Source organism: Mucilaginibacter myungsuensis (genome assembly GCF_015222005.1).
GTDB lineage: Bacteria > Bacteroidota > Bacteroidia > Sphingobacteriales > Sphingobacteriaceae > Mucilaginibacter > Mucilaginibacter myungsuensis.
The window spans coordinates 120,400-142,512 of the sequence record NZ_JADFFL010000003.1 but is presented as its reverse complement, the minus strand read 5'-3'; the positions used below and the strand labels follow the sequence as shown (position 1 = coordinate 142,512).

The following is a 22,113-nucleotide window of genomic DNA, read 5'->3' as shown; positions in this document are numbered from 1 at the left end:
TTAACCTGTCTCATCATGTTAGCCGATCATAAAGGCGAGGTCCCGTTCATTGTCTATATCTTACCATTCTTAGCGGGGATATGGTTGGCTATGTCGTTCGGCTTGGCGGACCATATGATAGCCGTTTCCATCGCTTTTGGCATACTGCTTGGCACATTCATCGCCCTTAATTTATTGTACGAGCGCACCAAACTGTATCGTCTACCTTGGGTAGGCGGTACAATGATGCACACCCTGCTGTTACTCGCAGGTACGCTGATCACCCTTAACCATGATGACCGCAACCATTCCAACTTCTTTGCTAAACACCCAGCAGATCAGCTGCTGGTACGCATCAACAGCGAGCCGCAATTGAAGGGACAGTTCCTTCGGTTCACCGCGGTGGTCGATGAAGCTATCACACCAAAACATCGCCGACACACCACCGGAAATTTGTTGGTGACCATGACGGTCGACAGTGCCCGGGCCCGAAAATTTGCTTACGGCGATGTGCTACTGATCCCTGCAAAATACGATATTCCGGATGCGCCTTTTAACCCGGCTGAGTTCAACTACCGGAAATATTTGTCTCAAAAAAACGTGTTTTTTCAATCTTTTACCGACTTAAAACACGTTTTTGTCGTCGATCGCAAAGCTGGCAACCAATTGGTTGCATATTCGCTGGGTTTGCGGCAGCGACTGGTCGGGCAATTTAAAAAATACATGCAGGATCCCGAGGCCATCGCGGTAGCGTCGACACTGATCTTGGGTTACAAGGCCGAGCTGGATAACGACATCCTGCAAGCCTACTCAAAAACAGGGACCATCCACGTCCTGTCGGTATCGGGTGCGCACGTGGCTATCATATTTATGATGATCGCCTGGTTGCTGAAACCATTGGACAGGTGGCGGTGGGGCAAGTATCTCAAAGCGACCCTTAGCATCGGGCTGATCTGGTATTACTCGCTACTCACTGGCCTGTCGCCGGCGGTATGCCGTGCCGCGGTGATGATCACCATGGTGATCTTGGGGACAAGCTTTACCCGACGGATCAGTATGGTAAATATTTTGGCGGCATCAGCCATGGCGATCTTACTGTACGATCCTTTTCTGATCATGGATGTTGGTTTCCAACTTTCTTACCTGGCACTGGTCGGTCTGCTGGTCTTTCAGCCGATCGTTTATGGTTGGTGGGATGTGGAGAACAAGTGGCTGGATAGGTTGTGGATCATCTGCTCGGCAAGCATCGCTATACAAGCTATCACGTTCCCGCTCAGTGCGTATTATTTTCATCAGTTCCCGGTCTATTTTCTGATCAGCAATTTGCTCATCATTATCCCGGTCGAGGTGGTCATGTATGCCGGTATCGGCTGTTTGATCGCGTCCCAAGCAGGATGGGTGACGATCGCCGAATGGACAGGCCAGCTATTACAAAAAAGCATCCTGCTGATGGATGCAGGGTTGAGGTATATCGAGCGATCACCATACTCATCCGTCACCAAGATCTGGCTGAACGGTTGGGAGCTATGGCTGATGGTTGCGTTCATTGTATTGCTGTTCGCTGTGTTTTATTATCAGCGGGCGGTGTTGTTAAAAGTTTCGCTGGTGTGTTTGTTCTTGCTTTGTATCAGCAGCAGTTTCCGTAAAATACGGTCGGTGCGAACCGATAGTATCAGCTACCTGAATTTGAAAAAGCATAGCGGTATCGTTTTTAAACAAGGTACCCGCGCCGTAGTACTGACCGATCTTGCCGATACGGACAAAACCTTCAAGTACTCCATCCGTCTCGGACTGGATAGCAGCAGGGTAGAGGATGTGGTGATCTTGCCATTCAGCAAGGATACCTCTACCATGTTCTTTAAAAAGCAGGCCAATTGGGTAAGGTTCGTTAATAAGGATATGGTCATTATCGATAAATACTTATGGCTGCCTAAACGAGGCGTTAAGTCAAAGGCCGATCAGCTTTTTGTGACGGGTAGTCCCCATATCGCTCCCGGTAGTATCGATGCAAATTTTAGCTACGGCAAACTGATCGTGGATGCTGGTAACTCCGATAAGGCAACGAACGCCATCAAAGCCGGCCTAAAAGATGACAAAAAAATGTATGCGCTGAAACGTAACAGAGCGTTGGTAATACAGTCTAACCAATAACAGGCGTTAAATAAATTAATTATATTTGTTACAGACACTAATTAAACTGTACCCCATTTTATGAAAATTAAACTATTAACAGTGGCGGCAGGTATTGCCCTGTCGGCCATATCTTTCGGCGCTAAAGCACAAAAAACTTATAAAGAAGGTGTGATCACTTACAGCATCAACGCGGGCGCGGTAACAGCCGAGTCGAAAACCTACTTTAAGGCCGATTCTAACGTTACCGTATCAAATAGTGGCCCTGCAAAGATCAGTATCCTTACCTATGGGCAAGGTGATTACTTGGCCGTTTTGGTTGATGTACCCGTTGCCGGCTGGAAAAAAGCGGCTATCGCTACCCCTGCCGAAATTGAGGACGGCCAGGCCAAAATGCCCGAGTTAACATTTACGCCAGGCACCGAGACCAAGCAGATAGCCGGTTTCAATTGCAAAAAAGTTGTAGCTAAAGATGCCAAAGGCTCGGCATTTGATGTTTGGATCACCAATGATATCGTTGTTCCTACAAACGGTGTGAGCGTTTTATTTAGCAAAGTAGGCGGTGTGCCGGTGCAATTTAAAACCTTTCAGATGGGGCAGATGGTAGATGTGACCTTGAAATCTATTGCTGAAGAAAAAGCTCCTGCCAATGCCTTTAAAGTACCTGCCGATTACGAAAAGATAAGTCTTGCCGAATTGCAGGCTTTGGGTGGTAAGAGATAAATAATTGGGTTGATGACCTAACGAAAACGCCCGTCTGATGAGAACATCAGGCGGGCGTTTTTTTTTAACCACAAAGAACACAAAGAAGGAGGGCACAAAGGACACAAAGACTTGCTACGGCATTAAATGCCTTTGTGTTCTTTGTGAAAACTTTGTGCGCTTTGTGGTTAAATAGCTACGCCGCCAACTCCTCGCTCAAGCCCTTGACCCAGTCGTTAAACAACTCGGTCTCTATAGCCACCGCCACATCCGCATGCTTTTGCCAATCGGGCGAGAAGTTTTGCAACTGGTTGATCATTTCTTCCAAATGGCCCTCTTCTTCAAGGATGATCGACTTAACGTTCACCTTGCTTTTGGTGGCGTCCAGCACTTCCTGATAGATTGGGTAAAGTTCATCGGCGCGTACTTCGATGGCGTAAGTCACCAACAGATAGGCGGCAAAGCGTAGTTCGGAACCGCTCAAGCCCAGTTCTTTTTTAAGATAACGGCAGGCCTGAACATCCAGCTGATTCAAATAATACTTGCTGTAATTTGGCGCTAACAGGTATTCAGCAGCATAGGTAGGGCAGTCCAATCCCGGTACTTTTTCGATCTGTTTTTTTAGATAGAAGGCGTGGCGATGCTCCTCGGCCGCGTGTTTAAGGATGATGTAGGTAACCGTTGTCGGGTCCTCGCTTGCCGATATTTTGCGGGCGCCGGTGTTCTCCATCAGCGATAGTGTATTCAACCAGCGGGCATGCAGGGTGTTATCTTTAACTATAGTATCTAAAAGGGTAGTTAGTGGTGCACTCATTTTTTTGAGTCCGGAAGTCCGGGTAAGTCGGAAAGTCCGGAAGTTTTTTTAGGTGAATGATATTTTGTCTTTCGGACTTTCGGTCTTCCCGACTTTCGGACTATTCCTACTTTCCAACTTCTTGTAAAGCAAGCTCAATTTTGCCGTAAATATAGGCCAGCTGATCATCAGTTATGCAATACGGCGGTAAAATATAGATCACATTACCCAGCGGGCGAAGGATGATACCCGCATCCAAAAAATACTGATACAGCTTATCGCGCAGGTTACTGAAGTAGTTGGTATCCTCGCCCGTTTGCCATTCTATCGCCAGAATAGTCCCCGTCTGGCGGATGGTTTTGATCTTAGGATGATTACGGATCTTAGCAGCAAATGCCTGGTGCGACATTTCGATGCGGGCAATATTAGCCTCCGTCTCCGGAGCAACAAAAAGATCCATACTCGCCAGCGATGCAGCGCAGGCGACCGGGTTGGCAGTGTAAGAATGACCGTGGAAAAGCGTCTTTAGTTTATCTGTAGATAAAAAGGCATTATAGATCTTATCCGTGCAGGTAGTGATGCCAAAGGCCATGGTGCCGCCGGTTAGCCCCTTGCTAAAACACATGATATCCGGCTGCTCGGTCACATGGTCCATCGCGAAGCGTTTACCTGTGCGGCCAAAACCTGTGAATACCTCATCGGCAATGGTAAAAATGCCCTCGGCTTTGCAATGCGACATCAACTCGTTCAGGTGTTCGGCCTCGTACATGATCATCCCTGCTGATCCCTGCACCAATGGCTCAAAAATAAAACAAGCCAGTTCGCTGCGCAGATAAGATATGCGCGACTTTAGCTGTTTGATATTATCAGCAGTAGGCAGATCAATAAACTCCACCTCGAACAATAAACTGTCAAAAGCCTTAGTGAAAGCGCTGCGCCCGCTCACTGCCATTGCTCCAAAAGTATCGCCATGGTAAGCGTTCTTAAAGGCCAGGATCTTGGTACGTTGAGCGCCTTGGTTATTCCAGTATTGCAGGCACATTTTAATGGCAACCTCTACTGCGGTAGATCCATTATCCGAATAAAACACTTTAGACTGATCAGTCGGTAGTATAGCTAATAACCTTTCCGCCAATTCAATAGCTGGTTCGTGCGTAAAGCCGGCAAATATCACATGCTCTAATTGTAGTAATTGCTTAGCAACCCGCTCAGCAATGTATTTATTGGCATGTCCGTGGATGTTCACCCACCATGATGATACGGCATCGATGTATTGCTTACCGTTCTCGTCAAACAATAGCGCGCCATCGCCTCGTACTATCGGGATCGGCGGCAATGCGGTTTGCATTTGAGTGTATGGGTGCCAGATAACGGCAAGGTCTCGTTGGGTTAAATTCATAGTTTTTGTATCTATCAGCACATCACGCTGTTTAAATCGCGCTTCCCCTCTTGAGAGGGGTCAGGGGTGTGTTCTCCGTTTGCAAACTCGGCGAAAGGACACACCCCTATGAAAGTTTATACTTAATGTCCGTTCTGTGCGTCCCCTCTCAAGAGGGGAAACAAAGGTTTCCGCTGACTACATCGTCTTCTCGACGGGTGTCATGCTGAGCTTGTCGAAGCATGGTGCGAAGGAGGAGATTTACAAGTGTTGGCCATGCAAACGGAGATCCCCCGCACGCCCTTCGACAAGCTCAGGGTGACACCTTTTTATTTTCGTTCCTCCATCAACATCCTCACCACACGCTTATCCGTCGGGAAGGTCACATCATCCTCGGTCAGCTCGCTCAACTTTACCCAACGAAAAGCCTGCATAATATCGCTCAGCTCATCAAAATCGTAAGGGATCACCTTGAAGGATAGGTCCAACGGTTCTATGTTCTTAACGATATAGTACACGCTCAGTATCTGCGAATCATTAAAAGCCGACTTTACAAAGAAGTCCGTCGTATAAAAATGGCTCAGCACTTCAACCTCGGCAAAGCACTCTTCTACAAATTCACGTTTAAGGCCGTCTATCAGGCCTTCACCGTATTCCAGGCCACCGCCGGGGAACTTGATAAAGCGATGGCCGTATTCCTGCTCGTCGCTTAGCAAGATCTCGTTGTTATCGTTGATCAGCAGGCCATAAACACGTACGTTAAAATTATACATCTTGCTCAAAGTGTTTTTTGTTGCGGGTAAGGTTCACCATGGTCCAGGGGATGTCGATCCGCTTTTCCTCGGTGCGGATAGGGCAGTCGGGCATGCTGCAGTAATGACAGCAATAGGGCAGGCATGGATCCGTATGGATAAAGAACTCGGTTTTGATGCGGGCCTCTTTATTGATCAGCTCATCCACCTGTTTTACCTCGTCGTGCACGCGGATCAGGTCAAAATAGTTGGGCAACGTCAGGTGGCAGTCGATGTGCAATTCAGCACCATATTTCTGCGCCCGTAGGTTGTGGATGTCTATCCACTCGGGTTTGCGCTGCTTGTCCAGTATCTCTATCACATTATTCACCACCTCAAAGTCTGCCTCGTCCATCAAACCGCCTACCGATCGGCGGATCAGTTGGTAACCGTTAAAAACAATGTACATACCAACGCCTATCGATAAAGCGCTATCCAGCCAAAGCAAGCCTGTAAAATGGATAAGTGTTAAACCGATCACCAAACCCACACTGGTTACCATATCCGTGATCAGGTGTTTACCGTCAGCCTCTAAAGTAAGTGAGCGTAGTTCTTTGCCCTTGCTGATCATAAAATAACCTAAGCCACCATTCACCACGCCGGTAATGCCAATAATGATGGCGCCGGTCAGTAACTCATGTATCGCATTGGGATAAAAAATGCTGTACGTAGATTTGATCAGGATGCCGATACCCGCCACGCTGATGAGCGCCCCCTCAATAAAGGCAGAGAAAAATTCCACCTTACCATGTCCGTAAGGGTGATTACTATCGCGCGGGAGCGAGGTTAAATAAATGCTGTAAAACGCAAAAGCGCTTGCTACTACGTTCACAATGCTCTCGGCAGCGTCGGTCAGCACAAAGTTTGATGCCGTGATAAGATACGCCACAAACTTGGCGCCCATGAGCAACACGCTGACAATGAGCGCAACAAGGATGATGTTCTTTTTATTATTCAAAATAGCTGCCGATGGCCCCAAATTTAGGAATAACACGGGCATTTAGTGTAACATTTAAATGGGGGAATGTTTTGAGGAGGATATGACATGATGACGAAATACTTCCCACCCTCTTTGCGCTTTAGCGCAGAGAGGGTCGCGCACGGAGTGCCGCGGGGTGAGTCAACCGGTGAGCAGAGCGGTAATGCACGGCCGCCGATTTTACTCACCCGCCCATCGCTGCGCTGGGGCGCCTTCTCTTTGCCTTCGGCAGAAAGAGGGGCTAAACAGTTTCATGTCATCTCACTTTCAAAGTCCCATCGGGAATTTATAAACTCGCAATGACGTGTCTGTTATTAATGCATTTGAAAACGAACGGTCCCGTTCTTTCGGCGGCCGATGGTCCTGCTATCCGTTCCAAGTCCTCGCCCGTCCAACGCTCAATGTCCCCACAAGCTCCGGGCTTTCAACTGCTATCAGGTCTGCCTTGAACGTAGCTGCAGTTTCTCAACCGAAAACCTTTAACCTTTCGCCTTTTACCTTTCACCTATTCTCCCGTATTTCCTTTCGCCTTTACCCTCCTTTTCCTATCTTTGCGCCTCAATAACATACAATTAAACTTATGAGCGTTTTAAGTGACCGGATAAATAACCTGGCAGAATCGGCAACCATTAAAATGGCCAAAATGGGTCGTGAGTTGGCTGCTAAAGGTGTTGATGTAATTAGTTTAAGCTTCGGCGAGCCCGACTTCCATACTCCTGAGCATGTGAAGGAAGCTGCCAAGAAAGCGATGGACGATAACTTTACTTATTACACGCCGGTTGCCGGTTACCCGCAACTGCGTGCCGCCATCACTAAAAAACTGAAAGACGAGAACGGTTTGGATTACGACCCGAGTCAGATCGTGGTATCTACCGGCGCTAAACAAGCCATCGCTAACGCGGTATTATGTTTAGTTAACCCGGGCGACGAGGTGATCATACCTACACCATACTGGGTATCATACTCAGAGGTTGTTAAATTAGCCGAGGGCGAAAGCGTTTTCATCGACACTACTGTTGAGAGCAGCTTTAAGATCACGCCTGAGCAATTAGAGGCGGCTATTACGCCTAAATCTAAATTGTTCATGTTCTCGTCACCTTGTAACCCTACCGGCAGCGTGTATAGCAAAGCCGAGTTAGAAGGTTTGGCTAAAGTATTTGAGAAACACCCGCACGTTTACATCCTGAGCGACGAGATCTACGAGCATATCAACTTCATCGGCGGTCACGAGTCTATCGCGCAATTTGATAGCATTAAAGACCGTGTGGTGATCATCAATGGTTTCAGTAAAGCTTACGCGATGACAGGTTGGAGGATCGGTTATACCGCGTCTAACAAAGAGATAGCAGCCGCTTGCGATAAAATGCAAGGTCAGGTTACATCAGGTACTTGCTCGATCACCCAACGTGCCGGTACGGCCGCCTACGAAGGTGGTTTGGAGAGCGTGCTGCAAATGCGCGAGCAATTCCAAAAACGTCGCGACATTGTTTACAAATTATTAAGCGATATCCCGGGTCTGACCGTGAACTTGCCTGAAGGCGCGTTCTATTTCTTCCCTAACGTTACCTCGTTCTTTGGTAAAAGCTACAATGGCAAAACCATTAAAGATAGTGATGACCTGAGTATTTTCTTATTAGAAGAAGGCCACGTAGCGACCGTAGGCGGCGACTCGTTCGGCGATCCTAAGTCTATCCGCTTATCATACGCAGCTGCCGAAGATAAACTGATCGAGGCTTGCCGTAGAGTGAAAGAGGCACTGGGTAAGTTGGTTTAAGTCTTAAGTTCGAAGTCAAAAGTCAAAATTGCGGATCCCGATAGCTATAGGGATGGGAAAACCGAAGATAGAATTATATAATTGCGGGCGATGGGGGATGACCTCATCGCCCGTTCTATTTTAACAAAAACAGGGGGTGGCAGGCATAAAAAAAAGCGATGGGGTTTTCCATCGCTTTTTTTTATTGTTGACCTTTGGGAATCAGTCGTCTATTTTATCTAAGCCAAGGTACTCGAACTCGGTGTTGTTTACCAGGGCCAGTTTTAAGCCTTCTAATCCTGCGCCGCGGTAACCCATACCTTTGGTGCGCCTGATGCCTTCTATTTTATCCCACTTTGTTACCGCAACGGCAAGGGTGGTTTTAAAGTCGGCACGACTAACATCTACTTTAAGATATTCTTTACCGTCTTTTGCTTCGTAAGCGGCAAGGGAATAATCAAAGCTGCCCGGGCGTTCGGCCATTTCGGCTGCCAAAGCTTGTCTAAACTCTTTGGTGTTGGGTGTGTGCTTGGTTAACGCGCTGTTATCGGCACTTGTGCAATTAGTTAACGCTACTGCCGCAAGGCAAATGGTGGTGATAAAATTTCTCATGACGTTGGTTTTAGATAAATAATGATCTAAAATAACGCTTTTAATTTTTTATCCGCACCTTTTAAGTCGCCTTTATAAACCACGGTACCAGCCTCGTTCAAAATAACGATGGTAGGGTAGCTGATAATACCCAACGTGGCTGGCAAACTCTTATCTGTAGATACCGCCATCGGGAAGTTATAATTAAGGTTAGACAGAAATTGGAACTTATCTAACCCACCATCCTTTGGTGTCGGTACGTTAACCGAATAGAATTGCACTTTTGAGTTGCTCTTGTAATCGTGATAAGCTTGCTGAAACTCAGGGAACTCTTCCATACAAGCACCGCAGCCAACAAACCAAAAATCTAACACGGTAACTTTACCTTTTTTAATGTTGATGGTACCTTGCTCTTTAGTAAGCAGGGCTATCTCTTTAGTGGTAGGCTCGTTAACGTTACTGGTGAAAGTACCGTAATTGATCTTGTTGAGCCACATATCGTAGCCGTAAAAGAAAGTAAAAGCTACGATCATAACAGACAGGCCTAAGTTTACCAGGTTAACTACCCTTTTGCGATCAAAAAAGAAATAACCGGCAAATATCCCCAATGCCCTTACCACGTAATCGGGTAACGAAATTAGTGTACTGTCAAAATTCATTGCCCTTATCGGTGCTTGCAGTATCAGCGATCCTCCAAAAAGCAGGGCTGCAACATGTATAGGTTTTATCTTGTTGTTAAAGCGCCTCAAGAAGTAATGGGTCAGGATCATGTACACAAAAAATCCCACCGCAGAGCATATGGCTATACTCGCATAGCCGCGTAACGGCGAAACGATCATTTCGGTCACTATTCCCGAACCTATCAAAAGGGCCGCCCTTTGAGGGTTGGTCAGTACGTTCTCGCTGTCGTTATCGAACAGAAAGAAAACGATTATAGCCAATAACGTAAGCGTTAATATGGCAATAACGACCACTAAGAAATTTAATTCGAACATCTTGTGTCTATGTTAATATCTAAATATCAATATCTCTTGTTAACCGTTCTTTTTATAGATCACGGTCAAGGCATTTAATTGCTTTTTACCATTGGTCTTTATCAACAGGTATGTTGAAGCCTCGCCCCTAAAACTTGCCTGGGGTTTCACTGTCACCTTCACAAAAGCAGAGTCGCCTGTCTTTATCGGCCCTTTTTGCCATGTTACGTTCGTGCAATCGCATGATGACGAAACGGTATCAATGATGAGGTCAGCACCACCTGTGCTTTTAATATAAAAAGTATGGTCAAAGCTGTCGCCCGTAAAAGCCCCTGCTTGGTAAACAGAGTCAGTTATTTGGCTATCCGGTTTCCTGGGAGTGGTTTTGCAGCTAAAAAAAATACACATTACGGACAGGCCGCAAAGTAAAGTCAGTTTTCTCACCTACTCAGTTATTACTCAGCATTTTCTTTTTGAGAAAAGCACAGGCCATTACATCTGTAAGCCCAGCCTAATCCACAGCCATCTGTTGATGAGCATGCTGCTGTTAATTGTGGCTCGCAACCTTCTTTTGGATCCCAACCTCGAGCGCAAAAAGGTGACGATTGGCTACAGTCACAAGTTCCCGAGCCGCCGGCATCTACACCATTTACTTGCAGATCGCTGCTGGTGGCAACATCATAGATAAGATATTGCAACTGTTGTGTGCTTAAAACTTTAGTTGCTTTTTCTTCCCATTTGATAGAAAAGATCAGTAGTTCACTTTTGTAGTCGTCGGTGAAGTGTTTAGGGCGTAAAAAAGCAACAAACTCGTTAACTACCGCTTTTTGTTCAGGAGTGTATTTTGCGGATGCTTTACGTATGTTCTCTATCCAGAAAAGGTATTTTTCTACCGACTCCAGAGTTTTAAAACCTAACTTAATAAGTTTTTTGTTAGGCAGGCTAAAAACGCTTTGTACAGCAAGTTGATTTTCTTGTGTTACGGTAACGGTCTCCGAACCTGCTTTGATAGTTTCGGTAGCAGCAGGTGCTTCGGTAACGGCGGCATCCTTCTTACACTGCGCAAAAAGCAGGGTGCCTAATAGTAATGATAAAGTAATGATTTTTTTCATGATCGCATTTTAATTATTGGCTAAAAATTAGCCATTTTATTTTCTGTTAGTAAAATATTTTTATATTTAATTAATATGTGTAATTGTAGGTTCTAATATAAGTTTCGTAATGTATTTATACGTAACGCTACAACAAAAGGTTTTAGGAATAATAAAAAAATATAAAAAAACCCCGCGATCATATTCGCGAGGTTTTTTTAGGGTAATAATATATTAGCCTAAGTACGATTTTAAGATCTTACTGCGGCTGGTATGTCTTAGGCGTTGTAAAGCTTTATCCTTGATCTGGCGAACACGTTCGCGGGTAAGGTTAAATTTTTCGCCTATCTCTTCTAACGATAGCGGGTGGTTGGTACCCAGTCCAAAGAATAATACAATGATCTCGCGCTCGCGCTCGGTCAGGGTAGATAAAGAACGCTTGATCTCTTCTGATAACGACTCGTTGATCAGGATAGAGTCGGTATTCGGTTCTTTGTTCTCCAGTACGTCCAATAGCGTATTTTCTTCACCTTGAACAAATGGGGCATCCATAGATACGTGACGGCCCGAGTTGCTCAGCGTGTCGGATATCTTATCTACGGTGGTCTCTAAAATATCGGCCAATTCCTCAGGCGATGGTTCACGCTCGTACTCTTGCTCTAATTTAGAGAATGCCTTGCTGATCTTGCTCAATGATCCTACCTGGTTCAGGGGTAAACGTACGATACGCGATTGCTCGGCAATAGCCTGCAGGATAGACTGACGGATCCACCAAACTGCGTATGAGATAAATTTAAAACCTTTGGTCTCGTCAAAACGCTTGGCTGCTTTGATCAAACCCAAGTTGCCTTCGTTAATAAGGTCGCCAAGGGTCAATCCTTGATTTTGATATTGCTTAGCAACCGAAACAACGAAACGTAAGTTGGTTTTGGTCAGGCGTTCCAGCGCGGCCTGATCACCTTCGCGGATCTTTTGAGCAAGTATTACTTCCTCTTCGGCCGTGATCAGGTCAACCTTACCTATCTCGTGAAGATACTTGTCTAACGACTGCGATTCACGGTTGGTGATGGATTGGGTTATCTTGAGTTGTCTCATCTATTAAAATTACCTCTATTCTTTTATGATTTAGAATAGAACGTGCAAAGGTAGAAAATTGTTACGAAAAATAACAACTGCGTATTACTTATACAAGTGATTTTACAATATGTTAATAATGAATTTAGTATAGAGGGTATAAATTTATTGTAAATCAATAAATTTATTTTGATTTGTAATAAATATCTTTTACATTTGTATCGTTAATTTATTCCTTTTCCTATAAACCTCTTAACCTAAGTACGTATCATGGACCCTTACACTTTCACGGCCTGGAGGCAGCGGTCATTCATCATTTTAGCCATTTTTTTATTCATCGCCTGTGTTACACCTATAGTTTCGGCAGCTTTTATTGCGGGTGAACAAATGGCGATACCCGTACATGGCATCAACAATAATTTCATCGACCGCAAAGAGTGGGCTGTACCCGGTGGTGATCAGTATTTTACCGGTTTCGACGGCGAACTTTGGCATCGTCCTAAAAACTTTGGCGAAGTAATGTTGCTGCAAACTTATAGCAACCCCGGCATCGATGTGCTGACATCGTTGCAACTGATCATGGTGATCGGGATGACGTATTGGATCTTCCGCAAGCAAACCACCGGTCTCGTTCTTAACAAAAGTATGTTAGCCGGCCTGTTTTTTTTAGGTACAGGTTTGATCTTTACCAATATGATTATCGACTTTTCTCGTAGCCTTATCGCCACGCACTATGTGCCTTACATTACTAACGGGCACTTTAAGGGTATTTATAAAGGCAGTAATGTATCTACAGGCATGTTTATGTTCATCATTATGCTTTTGCTGTTAGAGATACCCAAACGGGGATTGGAGTTACAGAAGGAAGCCGACCTTACTATCTAAACTTATCACTATATCATTATGACAACGTCATCACTGCAAGCAAAAAAGCCTTCGTTTATTAAACTTATCCTCATTTATTTAGGGATACTGTCAGCGATCTTTCTTTTCAGGTCTTACGCTTGGGCAGATCATGGGATCAGGTTGCAGGTAGAAGCCACCAGCTACGAACTGGTAAAACCTAACGACCAATTACTTGAAGACGGGAACAAGTTCTCGTCGGGTACAACAGGCCGGCTCGACTGGAAACCTAAGGGGTAGATTTGCAGAAAGAAGCAGAATTAACCATTTAAACTTATCATAATGACGAAGGACCTTTCTATCGAGACCAGGAAGAAGCTATTTGTACTGTTGTCTATCTTTTATTTGTTTTTTACAGGCTGGCAATGCTACCGCAATGCCCAACGCAGCCTGGAGCGCGGGGTGTACCTGAATGTAAACTTGCGTGCTAACACCGGGTTGGGTACCTATAATAACCATGTTTTGGCCGACGGGCGCGGTACTTACACCACAGGTACCCAAGGCGAACTTTATTGGCGTCCGCGATCGCTTACCGAAGCTGCTATGCTGAATGTTATTGGCGGGCATGTTGCGGATCTTGTAGATGTGTTTACGGTGTTGGTCTTGTCCGGCGCTATCCTATATACCTTCAAAGGCTCGCGGGACGGTGCTGTGTTTACCAAAAGGATGGTTACCGGGTTTGCCATCGTAATTAGCCTGGTTGTGTTAATAGAGGTGGTGGCCGAACTTGTAAGGCTTAAGGTAGGGCACAATTATATAGCATACATCACCCATAACCGCTTTAGCGCTATTGTTGGTGGTAAATTAACGCCCGGCGGTATCTTGCTGCCTTTGTTGGGTTTCCTGTCCATTATTCCAACCAAGGCTCTCGAGCAACAAAAAGAAGCAGAGTTAACCATCTGATCAATAAAACTAAAAATATGATGTTTTTTAAAGATGAATTGAAAGAAGCTAAGTTTATACTTATGGCCGTTGCGGTCTTGGCTTTTGTCTTTTCTGTTATAATTTTGATAGCGAGTTTTAAACCGGGCAGGCAAGTATCAATAAAGACCCCGACGGCCAAATATGGCGTTGTTGTGGTAGGCGGGATCAAATACCACACTTCCGAACGGTGGCAAAGTGCTGTGCTGCAAACAAAAGCAAGCACTTGTATGGAGTATTTCCTTTTGTCAATTGGATCGGGTGTAAGCATAGCTACTATTTTGATCTTTGCTATCGGCGCGTTATTGGTTACGGTGTTACTCTATAGAATAGACCTTCATGATCCTTTTAAGCATGATCATTCAAAGCTGCTTCATAGCATATTTTTGGTGTCGGTGCTGTTTGTTGCGGCCGATAAGGGAAGTAGATGGTACACTACCCGCTGGGTAGTGGATCACTTTCATGGTAACACCGAATATGGCTACGCTTACCCTATACAGGACTTGTTTTTTTCGGATTGGTTACGATACCTGTTTTACTTCGCCATCTTTACAGCGGTGTTAGCGTTGTACAAAAACGCCATTAAAAACAAGCAAGAGATAGATCTTACCGTATAGCCATGCCCATAATTATCAATTTAGACGTAATGATGGCTAAACGCAAAATGTCCCTCAACGAGTTGAGCGCCCGCGTAGGGATAACACTGTCAAACCTGTCCATCCTTAAAACGGGCAAGGCCAAAGCCATACGGCTGGAAACCTTAGAGGCCATTTGCCTGGCGCTGGATTGCCAGCCGGGTGACATTTTGGAGTTTAAGGTAAGTGGTGATGAACAATTTGGTTAGTTTTACTGTTGCCTAAGCAATTAACCTGACCCGATCTTATGCGACACCTGAAGATCTTATTTTCTCTCATCTTCTTATCATCATCCATTAATACTTTCGGCCAACAAGCGATCACATCGCGGGCGGCCACCATGGAGCTTAATATTAAAAATTCGCCCCAGCAAGCCTTAGCTATCAGCGCTTTCACAACCGACGGCAGGTCTCGGGTGATCTCGTCCACTGCACTTGGTCTAAAGCCCGACGAACAGGTCATGGTTACCGTAGATGTGCCAGAAGAAATTGGTGAACAGCGATTGAACATCCAATTCTTCAAAAAAGGATTTGGATTTATTATTCCGGTACTAAAAGCGGGCGACCATTTGGTCATTAACAGCGATCTTGGTCCCGAAGGTGTTATCAATTATACTACTTTCAGTGGATCCGAACGTACTAAGGAGGTTTTTGATGGTAGCAAAAAGGTGAGCGATCTTTATAAGTTGCGTATCCAAAAAAGTGATCAACGTTTGTCGGCGATCATTTCGGGTAAAGGGGATACCATTGCTTTACAGCACCAAATAGATTCTATCACCGCTGTACTGATCAGTACCGTTAAAAAACAAGTGCTTACCTCTGAAAGTCCAACTATGGTGGGGCTTGCATTGGCAAGTGCTCGCTTGTTAAAAGTTCAATTTTCGCCGGAGGATCATGCGGGTTTAAGAAACAAGTTCGCCGCGGATAGCGTAATGCTGAAAGGTATCGACGCTTACGATAAGTCGAATACCAGCGCCCCGGCTGTAGAAAAAGTAAGTTACAGTGCCCCACTTGTAGGTAGCCGGTTAACTAATTTTACGCTACCCGACCTGGAAGGAAAACTTACCGGCCTGTCCAAATTTAAAGGTAAATATGTATTGGTAGACTTTTGGGCAAGCTGGTGCGCACCATGCCGAGAAGAAATGCCTAACCTGAAAGAGGCTTTGAAACTTTATGGCAAAGACAATTTTATGATCCTAAGCGTATCGATAGACGAGAGCGATGCCGGCTGGCGCAAAGCGATAGCGCAGGACGGTACCATCAACTTTGTACACCTGATAGCCGACAAAGGGTGGGCTTCACCAATAGTTAAGGATATGAAGATCACCGGTCTGCCAACTAATTTTTTGCTTGACCCTACAGGTAAGATCATTGGCAAGGATCTGAGAGGTAAGGAAATGATCCTATTTGTAAAGGACAAACTAAAGAAGAAATAGCGCTGCCGTAAAGCGCATAAACAGACCGATGTTTCAAGAACTATTCACCGTAAGCCAATACCCCTCCCTGCAACCCGATCAGACTTTCGGGGCAAAATTGCTGCGGGTATTTAAAACCTACGGACTGGTGTTTTTAGGGTTGATCGCTGTTGGCCCTATACTTGTACTTGCGGATAAGTTTGTTAAGGAGGTGCTGCATCACAAAAGCTTGCTGGATATTAATCAAAAGCAATTCAGTCAGCTTTATAAATATTTAGGCAAGCCACTGGCGGTGACTTTTATTTGTGTGATCGGTCCGCTGATGGAGGAGCTGATCTTTAGGTTATGGCTGAATTTTAAAAAGCGGTACATCGCGGTATCGGCCTTGATCGCGATGGTTTATTTTGGCATGGCGATATTAAAGCGTGTCACGCCCCAATTGTGGCTGCCGATAACTATTGGTCTGGCAACAGGCGCATTGTTTACCTTGCTTTTTCGTTACCGCAACATCCCGTCAGGGGCTACTGCACAGGTCAGTGATATTGTAAAGCATCGCTTGATCATCTTATCTATGGTCGCCTTCGCGCTGATGCATGTGAGCAATTACCGACCGGAGTTGTCGTTGTTTTGGATCTATCCCATTTATGTGATCCCGCAACTGATCATGGGGTGGGGGATAACCTATGTGAGGTTTAAGAATGGCTTTGCGTGGGGAGTGGTGTTGCACATGCTGATGAATACGGTGGCCACGTTAGCGGGGTTGTGGATGAAGAAATTTTGAGGGGTTCTGAAGTTTAGTTGATGCTAGAACCTCAGCGAGGTTCAAGCTTTGTAGCTATCATATAAACCAATACACAGCTCCGTAGGTGCTGAACTCAGGTTGTGCACCTACGGAGCACGGCGAAACGGTCGGTATATCCTACAAAGCTTTTGCACCTCACGGTGCAGGGTGAGCAGCCCGATATTTACAACTCACACAACCTAAACGTCTCTTTCACCCTGATACCCTTCTCGGTCATTTGCAAAGTGCAGCATTCGTTGATCGGGTCATGTTCCAGATAAAGGATATAGTCGCCGGCCAGGGCTTCTGCCCAATAATTCTTGCGTTCCTCCATCGTCTTAAGCGGGAACATATCATAAGCCATTACATACGGTATAGGCAAATGCCCGACGGAGGGCAGCAGGTCGGCCATGTACAATATCTGCCTGCCTTTGTAACTGATCTGCGGCAACATCATCGCATCCGTATGGCCGAATGCAAAGCGTATCTTAATCTCGTTGGTGAATTGTACACCATCCTGCACGTCGACGAACTTTAGTTGACCGCTCTCCTGTATCGGCATAATATTCTCGGTCAGGAACGAAGCCTTCTCGCGCTCGTTAGGGTACACGGCCCAGTCCCAGTGTTGCGGGTTGCTCCAATAAGTGGCGTTTTTAAAAGCAGGGGCAAGGGTCTCGCCGATACGCTCGACCGCGCCGCCTACATGGTCGAAATGTAAGTGGGTGAGGAATACATCTGTAATATCATCGCGATGAAAGCCTAAGTTTTTAAGAGAGCTATCCAACGTAGCATCACCATGCAGATAATAGTGGCTGTAGAATTTTTCGCTTTGTTTATTGCCTATGCCGGTATCTATTAGGATGAGTCGGTCTCCATCCTCGATAAGCAGGCAGCGCATGGCCCAGGTGCACAGGTTATTGCTATCAGCCGGATTGGTCTTTTGCCAAATAGCCTTAGGCACCACGCCGAACATGGCGCCGCCATCTAATTTAAAAAAACCGGTATCGATGGTGTGGAGTTTCATTTTTTAGTTCATGGTTGATGGTCAATAGACCATGGTAGCGCATCGAAAGTAGAAAATATAAACGTGAACCCAAATCAAGATCACCACAAACCTGTTAACTTTGATATACCAATTATAAAATTCGGAACTGATCACCATTCACCGATCACTAATAACCGACCAATGAACAAAGTAGTTAACAACGCCGACGAGGCCATCCACGATATTACCGACGGCGCCACCCTGATGCTGGGCGGCTTCGGCCTTTGCGGCCTGCCCGAAAATTGCATTACCGCGCTGGTAAAAAAGAAAGTGACCGACCTTACCTGCATATCCAACAATGCCGGGGTAGATGACTTTGGCATCGGCCTAATGCTGAAACAACGCCAGGTGAAAAAGATGATTGCCAGCTACGTGGGCGAAAACGCCGAGTTTGAGCGCCAACTATTAAGCGGCGAATTGGAAGTGGAGCTGATCCCGCAAGGTACCTTAGCCACACGCTGCATGGCCGCAGGTTACGGTATGCCTGCCATATTCACCCCGGCCGGCATAGGTACCGAAATAGCCGAAGGCAAAGAAGTACGCAACTTTAACGGTAAAGATTACCTGATGGAAATGGCCTTCGATGCCGATTTCGCCATTGTTAAAGCATGGAAAGGCGATACGGCGGGCAACCTTATTTACCGTTCTACCGCCCGCAATTTTAACCCCGTAATGGCCATGGCCGGCAAAGTGACCATTGCCGAGGTAGAAGAATTAGTAGAAGCAGGCGAACTGGATCCCGACCATATCCATACACCGGGTATTTATGTGCACCGGATATTTCAGGGTAGCGATTATGAGAAAAGGATAGAGCAGCGGACGGTGCGTTCGAGGTTAAAGGCAAAAGGTTAAAGGTAAAAGGTGTGGGGTGAAGATTTTTAGCCTTTAACCTTTTCTAAAGAGTCAAAAGTGTGGAGTGAAAGCCTTTCGCCTTTAACCTTTCACCTTTCGCCTTTTCTAAACTATCTTTGCAGTCATTATATGAGCAAAACTGTAACTCCCTATCAGGATACCGATACTACCAAGAAAGAACAAGTGGCGGATATGTTTAACAACATTGCCAAAACTTATGATTTTCTGAACCACTTTATGTCTTTAGGGATCGATGTGATCTGGCGCAAGCTGGCCATTAACGAACTGAAGAAGGATAAGCCCGCTACTATTTTGGACGTAGCCACCGGTACGGGCGACTTCGCCTTTGAGGCCTTATCTATCCTGAAACCAGAGAAGATCGTTGGTGTAGATATATCGCAAGGTATGCTTGATGTCGCGAAGCAAAAGATCGCTAAGCGCGGATTGTCGGATAAGTTCGAAGTAAAATTGGGCGACTCGGAAGGTTTGCCTTTTGATGATAGCCAATTTGATGCGCTGACGGTTGCTTATGGTGTACGTAACTTCGAGAACTTGGAAAAAGGCCTGGCCGATATGTTGCGGGTGATCAAACCCGGCGGCAAAGCGGTGATATTGGAGTTCAGTAAGCCAAAGGTATTCCCGGTGAAGCAGATGTATAGCTTTTATTTTAATTACATTACGCCGGGTATAGGCAAGCTGTTCTCTAAAGATTCGCGGGCTTACAGTTACCTGCCTGAGTCGGTAGCCGCTTTCCCCGATGGAAAAGATTTTGTGGCCCTGATGGATAAAGTTGGCTTTAAGCATACCAAAAACAGGCCTTTGGCGTTTGGTATCTGTTCTATTTACACAGGCGTTAAATGATCAAATACCGCTACCTGCTTGCATTTGTATTGCTACTAACGGGCAAAACCTTGTTTGCTCAAGGTGTGGTGCAATTATGGGCGCAGGGAGCGGATCAGCGCGACTGGAGTGCCGGCTTCACCTTTCAATACCTCAACACCAGTTTAAAGATCGATAAAAAGCCCGATTGGCGTGCGCCTTTCTACGACCCCCAAACGGGCGATCTGCTGACCGACTCGCTCAACGGTATCCGTTCGCCGCGCTCTAATGGATTTGGTGTCGGTTTTATTGGCCGTTATCGCCTTAACGAACATTTAGAAGGCCGCATAACCCCAACCCTGGTATTTATAGACCGCTTGATCGATTACGAATACAAAAGCGCAAGCGGCAACCCGCTGTTAGGTAACCTTAACGGTTCCACCATCCTGCAACAACAGATACAGACCACCATGATGGACATACCGCTGTCGCTCAAGATCAAATCCGACCGTATGGGCAACTTTAGGGCATACATGCTGGGTGGCGTAAAATATTCGATGCTGATCGGCAAGCCGAAGGATGATTCCAAATCCTCACCGATAGATAAGCTCATTAAAAACTCCCGCGGCTTTGCATCTTACGAGGCGGGGCTGGGTTTCGACTTTTATTTCGAGTTCTTCAAACTCTCGCCCGAATTCAAGATATCCAACTCCTTTAAAAATGTGCTTGTAGCGGATAACACGCCGTACTCAAGACCTATCGACAGGATGTTCTTGAATACCTTCATGTTCAGTTTGTATTTTGAGTAGGTAACGGATGGTCAAGTTAACGATAGACATACCTGATGCTATTGCCGACGATGTTATTAAATATCTTACGGAAAACAATGTGATCATCAAATACGAAGATAAAAAGACGTTGGATGATCTTACGGTAGAAGACTATCGTAGAAATTTGGCGGACCGGGTTAAAAGAATGCGTGCGCGTCGTTATTAGCTTATTTAGTCCTCCTGGTGCCATCCTATGTTACCTAATTGTTAAATTGACCGATGTTCGTACTATTATTTACATCTCAATTTAAAAAAGCCTAATTTCGCTGCTCGGTTTTCATCTACATTTATGGCAAAAATTGCATTGATAACTGGTGCTACTTCGGGCATCGGCGAAGCTTGCGCTAAGGTATTCGCACGCGAACGTTACGATCTTATCCTCACCGGCAGGCGCATAGAGCGTTTGGAGGCTTTGGCCGCGCACTTGAAAGAGGAATACAACGTAGCTGTAATCGTTCTGCAATTTGATGTACGCGACCGCGACGAGTTAGTTAAACAACTGGAAGCATTGCCCGATGATTGCAAAAAAGTAAATGTATTGGTGAACAACGCAGGCCTTAGTCAGGGCCTTGACCCGATACAGGACGGCAGCTACGACGATTGGGATCGCATGATAGACACCAATGTGAAGGGCCTCTTGTATGTTAGCAAGGTAGTATCTAACTGGATGATAACGAATGGTTTCGGTCACATCATCAATATAGGCTCCATAGCCGGGAAAGAGGTTTATGCCAACGGTAACGTATATTGCGCCACCAAACATGCCGTCGATGCGCTGAACAAAGCCATGCGTATCGATTTGCTGTCGCACGGTATAAAAGTAACGGCCGTACATCCGGGCGCGGTAGAGACCGAATTCTCTGAAGTGCGTTTTAAAGGCGATAAAGCCCGCGCCAAAAAAGTGTACGAAGGTTTTGAACCATTGGTAGCCGACGACGTAGCCGAGACCATCTGGTTCGCGGCATCGCGCCCGGCGCACGTAAATATTAACGAATTGATTGTAATGCCCACCGCGCAGTCGGGAGGGAGTAATATATTTAGGAGGAGCTAATGAGTGATGGAGTGAATGATTGAATGTTGGATCTCGTTTTATAAATATTCGCTCATCCACTCCGTCACTCATTCAAAATTAAATTCATTTACTCAATCACTCATTCCATCCATCACTCATTAAAAAAGAGACATGTCACTAATAACAACTATAGATCAGGATATCAAGCAGGCCATGCTGGCCAAAAATGATGTTAAACTGCGCGGACTGCGTGCCATTAAATCGGCTTTGCTGTTGGCTAAGACCGAAAAGGGCGCGAGTGAAGAGATCAGCGACGAGACCGAGATCAAGGTTTTGCAACGATTGATCAAGCAACGTAACGAATCGGCCGAGATCTACAAAAGCCAGAACCGCGAGGACCTTTATCAGGTAGAAGCTGAAGAGATCGAGGTGATATCGGCCTACTTGCCAAAGCAAATGGAGCGGGCCGAAGTAGAGGCTTTCCTGACAAACCTGATCGCCCGTGTTGGCGCTACATCTGTAAAAGATATGGGTAAGGTAATGGGCGCTGCTAACAAGGAATTGGCCGGTAAAGCCGACGGCAGAACAATATCAGAAGTGGTGAAACAATTGTTGGCATAAATTTGCTTAATTACTTGTTACTAACTGGCAATAACCTATTTTTAT

Annotated in this window: 26 protein-coding genes; 16 read left to right on the top strand and 10 right to left on the bottom strand. The window is 45.7% G+C overall.

What is annotated here, in order from left to right:
* The first annotated feature begins 15 nt into the window (after positions 1-15).
* A complete protein-coding gene (locus tag IRJ16_RS08195) occupies positions 16-2,130 on the top strand; it encodes a ComEC/Rec2 family competence protein (protein WP_194111071.1) in 2,115 nt (704 codons plus the stop codon).
* Between the two features lie 60 nt (positions 2,131-2,190).
* Positions 2,191-2,832: a hypothetical protein gene (locus IRJ16_RS08190; RefSeq protein ID WP_194111070.1), complete on the top strand. Its 642-nt coding sequence runs from the start codon at positions 2,191-2,193 to the stop codon at positions 2,830-2,832.
* Between the two features lie 175 nt (positions 2,833-3,007).
* Here the strand turns inward: IRJ16_RS08190 and IRJ16_RS08185 are convergent, their stop codons facing one another.
* From IRJ16_RS08185 to IRJ16_RS08170, 4 genes are all read right to left on the bottom strand, one after another.
* Positions 3,008-3,625 carry a hypothetical protein gene (locus tag IRJ16_RS08185; RefSeq protein WP_194111069.1) on the bottom strand — a complete coding sequence of 206 codons (618 nt, stop codon included), beginning with the start codon at positions 3,623-3,625 and terminating at the stop codon, positions 3,008-3,010.
* A 106-nt stretch (positions 3,626-3,731) separates the two neighbouring features.
* Positions 3,732-5,003, bottom strand: coding sequence for an adenosylmethionine--8-amino-7-oxononanoate transaminase (gene bioA, locus IRJ16_RS08180; RefSeq protein WP_194111068.1), 1,272 nt, complete (start codon positions 5,001-5,003; stop codon positions 3,732-3,734).
* 308 nt (positions 5,004-5,311) lie between these two features.
* Positions 5,312-5,755, bottom strand: a complete 444-nt coding sequence (locus IRJ16_RS08175) for an NUDIX domain-containing protein (protein ID WP_194111618.1) — start codon at positions 5,753-5,755, stop codon at positions 5,312-5,314.
* The gene (locus tag IRJ16_RS08170) at positions 5,748-6,773 is read right to left on the bottom strand and encodes a cation diffusion facilitator family transporter (protein ID WP_194111067.1); all 1,026 of its coding nucleotides are present in this window, start codon (positions 6,771-6,773) and stop codon (positions 5,748-5,750) included. Before IRJ16_RS08170 ends, IRJ16_RS08175 begins: the two co-directional genes overlap by 8 nt.
* A 559-nt stretch (positions 6,774-7,332) precedes the next feature.
* Between IRJ16_RS08170 and IRJ16_RS08165 the strand changes: the two genes are divergently transcribed.
* Positions 7,333-8,526 carry a pyridoxal phosphate-dependent aminotransferase gene (locus tag IRJ16_RS08165; protein WP_194111066.1) on the top strand — a complete coding sequence of 398 codons (1,194 nt, stop codon included), beginning with the start codon at positions 7,333-7,335 and terminating at the stop codon, positions 8,524-8,526.
* Positions 8,527-8,727: 201 nt separating this feature from the next.
* Here IRJ16_RS08165 and IRJ16_RS08160 read toward each other — a convergent pair whose 3' ends face one another.
* From IRJ16_RS08160 to IRJ16_RS08140, 5 genes are all read right to left on the bottom strand, one after another.
* A complete protein-coding gene (locus tag IRJ16_RS08160) occupies positions 8,728-9,117 on the bottom strand; it encodes a hypothetical protein (protein ID WP_194111065.1) in 390 nt (129 codons plus the stop codon).
* A gap of 26 nt (positions 9,118-9,143) precedes the next feature.
* Positions 9,144-10,091, bottom strand: coding sequence for a TlpA family protein disulfide reductase (locus tag IRJ16_RS08155; protein ID WP_194111064.1), 948 nt, complete (start codon positions 10,089-10,091; stop codon positions 9,144-9,146).
* A 39-nt stretch (positions 10,092-10,130) separates the two neighbouring features.
* Positions 10,131-10,514 (bottom strand): DUF1573 domain-containing protein, encoded by a 384-nt coding sequence (locus IRJ16_RS08150; RefSeq protein WP_194111063.1) that lies wholly within the window; start codon positions 10,512-10,514, stop codon positions 10,131-10,133.
* An 11-nt stretch (positions 10,515-10,525) separates the two neighbouring features.
* Complete coding sequence (locus IRJ16_RS08145) at positions 10,526-11,182, bottom strand: bacteriocin fulvocin C-related protein (protein WP_194111062.1); 657 nt, start codon at positions 11,180-11,182, stop codon at positions 10,526-10,528.
* 213 nt (positions 11,183-11,395) lie between these two features.
* Complete coding sequence (locus IRJ16_RS08140; RefSeq protein WP_107826388.1) at positions 11,396-12,256, bottom strand: sigma-70 family RNA polymerase sigma factor; 861 nt, start codon at positions 12,254-12,256, stop codon at positions 11,396-11,398.
* A gap of 249 nt (positions 12,257-12,505) precedes the next feature.
* Here IRJ16_RS08140 and IRJ16_RS08135 point away from each other — a divergent pair, with 249 nt between their 5' ends.
* From IRJ16_RS08135 to IRJ16_RS08105, 7 genes are read left to right on the top strand one after another with little or no spacing between them, the layout of a single operon-like run.
* Positions 12,506-13,120 carry a hypothetical protein gene (locus IRJ16_RS08135; RefSeq protein ID WP_194111061.1) on the top strand — a complete coding sequence of 205 codons (615 nt, stop codon included), beginning with the start codon at positions 12,506-12,508 and terminating at the stop codon, positions 13,118-13,120.
* Positions 13,121-13,138: 18 nt separating this feature from the next.
* Positions 13,139-13,378 carry a hypothetical protein gene (locus IRJ16_RS08130; RefSeq protein ID WP_194111060.1) on the top strand — a complete coding sequence of 80 codons (240 nt, stop codon included), beginning with the start codon at positions 13,139-13,141 and terminating at the stop codon, positions 13,376-13,378.
* Positions 13,379-13,420: 42 nt separating this feature from the next.
* A complete protein-coding gene (locus IRJ16_RS08125; RefSeq protein WP_194111059.1) occupies positions 13,421-14,041 on the top strand; it encodes a hypothetical protein in 621 nt (206 codons plus the stop codon).
* Positions 14,042-14,058: 17 nt separating this feature from the next.
* The gene (locus tag IRJ16_RS08120; protein ID WP_194111058.1) at positions 14,059-14,676 is read left to right on the top strand and encodes a hypothetical protein; all 618 of its coding nucleotides are present in this window, start codon (positions 14,059-14,061) and stop codon (positions 14,674-14,676) included.
* A 2-nt stretch (positions 14,677-14,678) separates the two neighbouring features.
* Positions 14,679-14,903: a helix-turn-helix domain-containing protein gene (locus tag IRJ16_RS08115; protein WP_194111057.1), complete on the top strand. Its 225-nt coding sequence runs from the start codon at positions 14,679-14,681 to the stop codon at positions 14,901-14,903.
* Positions 14,904-14,941: 38 nt separating this feature from the next.
* Complete coding sequence (locus tag IRJ16_RS08110; RefSeq protein ID WP_194111056.1) at positions 14,942-16,129, top strand: TlpA family protein disulfide reductase; 1,188 nt, start codon at positions 14,942-14,944, stop codon at positions 16,127-16,129.
* 28 nt (positions 16,130-16,157) lie between these two features.
* Positions 16,158-16,889 carry a CPBP family glutamic-type intramembrane protease gene (locus IRJ16_RS08105; protein ID WP_194111055.1) on the top strand — a complete coding sequence of 244 codons (732 nt, stop codon included), beginning with the start codon at positions 16,158-16,160 and terminating at the stop codon, positions 16,887-16,889.
* A 184-nt stretch (positions 16,890-17,073) separates the two neighbouring features.
* Here IRJ16_RS08105 and IRJ16_RS08100 read toward each other — a convergent pair whose 3' ends face one another.
* Positions 17,074-17,913, bottom strand: a complete 840-nt coding sequence (locus IRJ16_RS08100; protein ID WP_194111054.1) for an MBL fold metallo-hydrolase — start codon at positions 17,911-17,913, stop codon at positions 17,074-17,076.
* A gap of 162 nt (positions 17,914-18,075) precedes the next feature.
* Here IRJ16_RS08100 and IRJ16_RS08095 point away from each other — a divergent pair, with 162 nt between their 5' ends.
* From IRJ16_RS08095 to IRJ16_RS08070, 6 genes are all read left to right on the top strand, one after another.
* On the top strand, positions 18,076-18,786 hold the full coding sequence (locus IRJ16_RS08095; RefSeq protein WP_194111053.1) for a CoA transferase subunit A: 711 nt from the start codon (positions 18,076-18,078) through the stop codon (positions 18,784-18,786).
* A gap of 129 nt (positions 18,787-18,915) precedes the next feature.
* Positions 18,916-19,647: a bifunctional demethylmenaquinone methyltransferase/2-methoxy-6-polyprenyl-1,4-benzoquinol methylase UbiE gene (gene ubiE / locus IRJ16_RS08090; protein WP_194111052.1), complete on the top strand. Its 732-nt coding sequence runs from the start codon at positions 18,916-18,918 to the stop codon at positions 19,645-19,647.
* Positions 19,644-20,414 (top strand): type IX secretion/gliding motility protein PorT/SprT, encoded by a 771-nt coding sequence (gene porT / locus IRJ16_RS08085; RefSeq protein ID WP_194111051.1) that lies wholly within the window; start codon positions 19,644-19,646, stop codon positions 20,412-20,414. The genes ubiE and porT overlap by 4 nt, the downstream gene beginning before the upstream one ends.
* A 7-nt stretch (positions 20,415-20,421) precedes the next feature.
* Entirely contained in the window at positions 20,422-20,601 is a 180-nt protein-coding gene (locus IRJ16_RS08080; RefSeq protein WP_194111050.1) for a hypothetical protein, read from the top strand.
* Between the two features lie 123 nt (positions 20,602-20,724).
* Positions 20,725-21,486: an SDR family NAD(P)-dependent oxidoreductase gene (locus IRJ16_RS08075; protein WP_194111049.1), complete on the top strand. Its 762-nt coding sequence runs from the start codon at positions 20,725-20,727 to the stop codon at positions 21,484-21,486.
* A 132-nt stretch (positions 21,487-21,618) separates the two neighbouring features.
* A complete protein-coding gene (locus IRJ16_RS08070; protein ID WP_194111048.1) occupies positions 21,619-22,068 on the top strand; it encodes a GatB/YqeY domain-containing protein in 450 nt (149 codons plus the stop codon).
* Positions 22,069-22,113 lie beyond the last annotated feature (45 nt).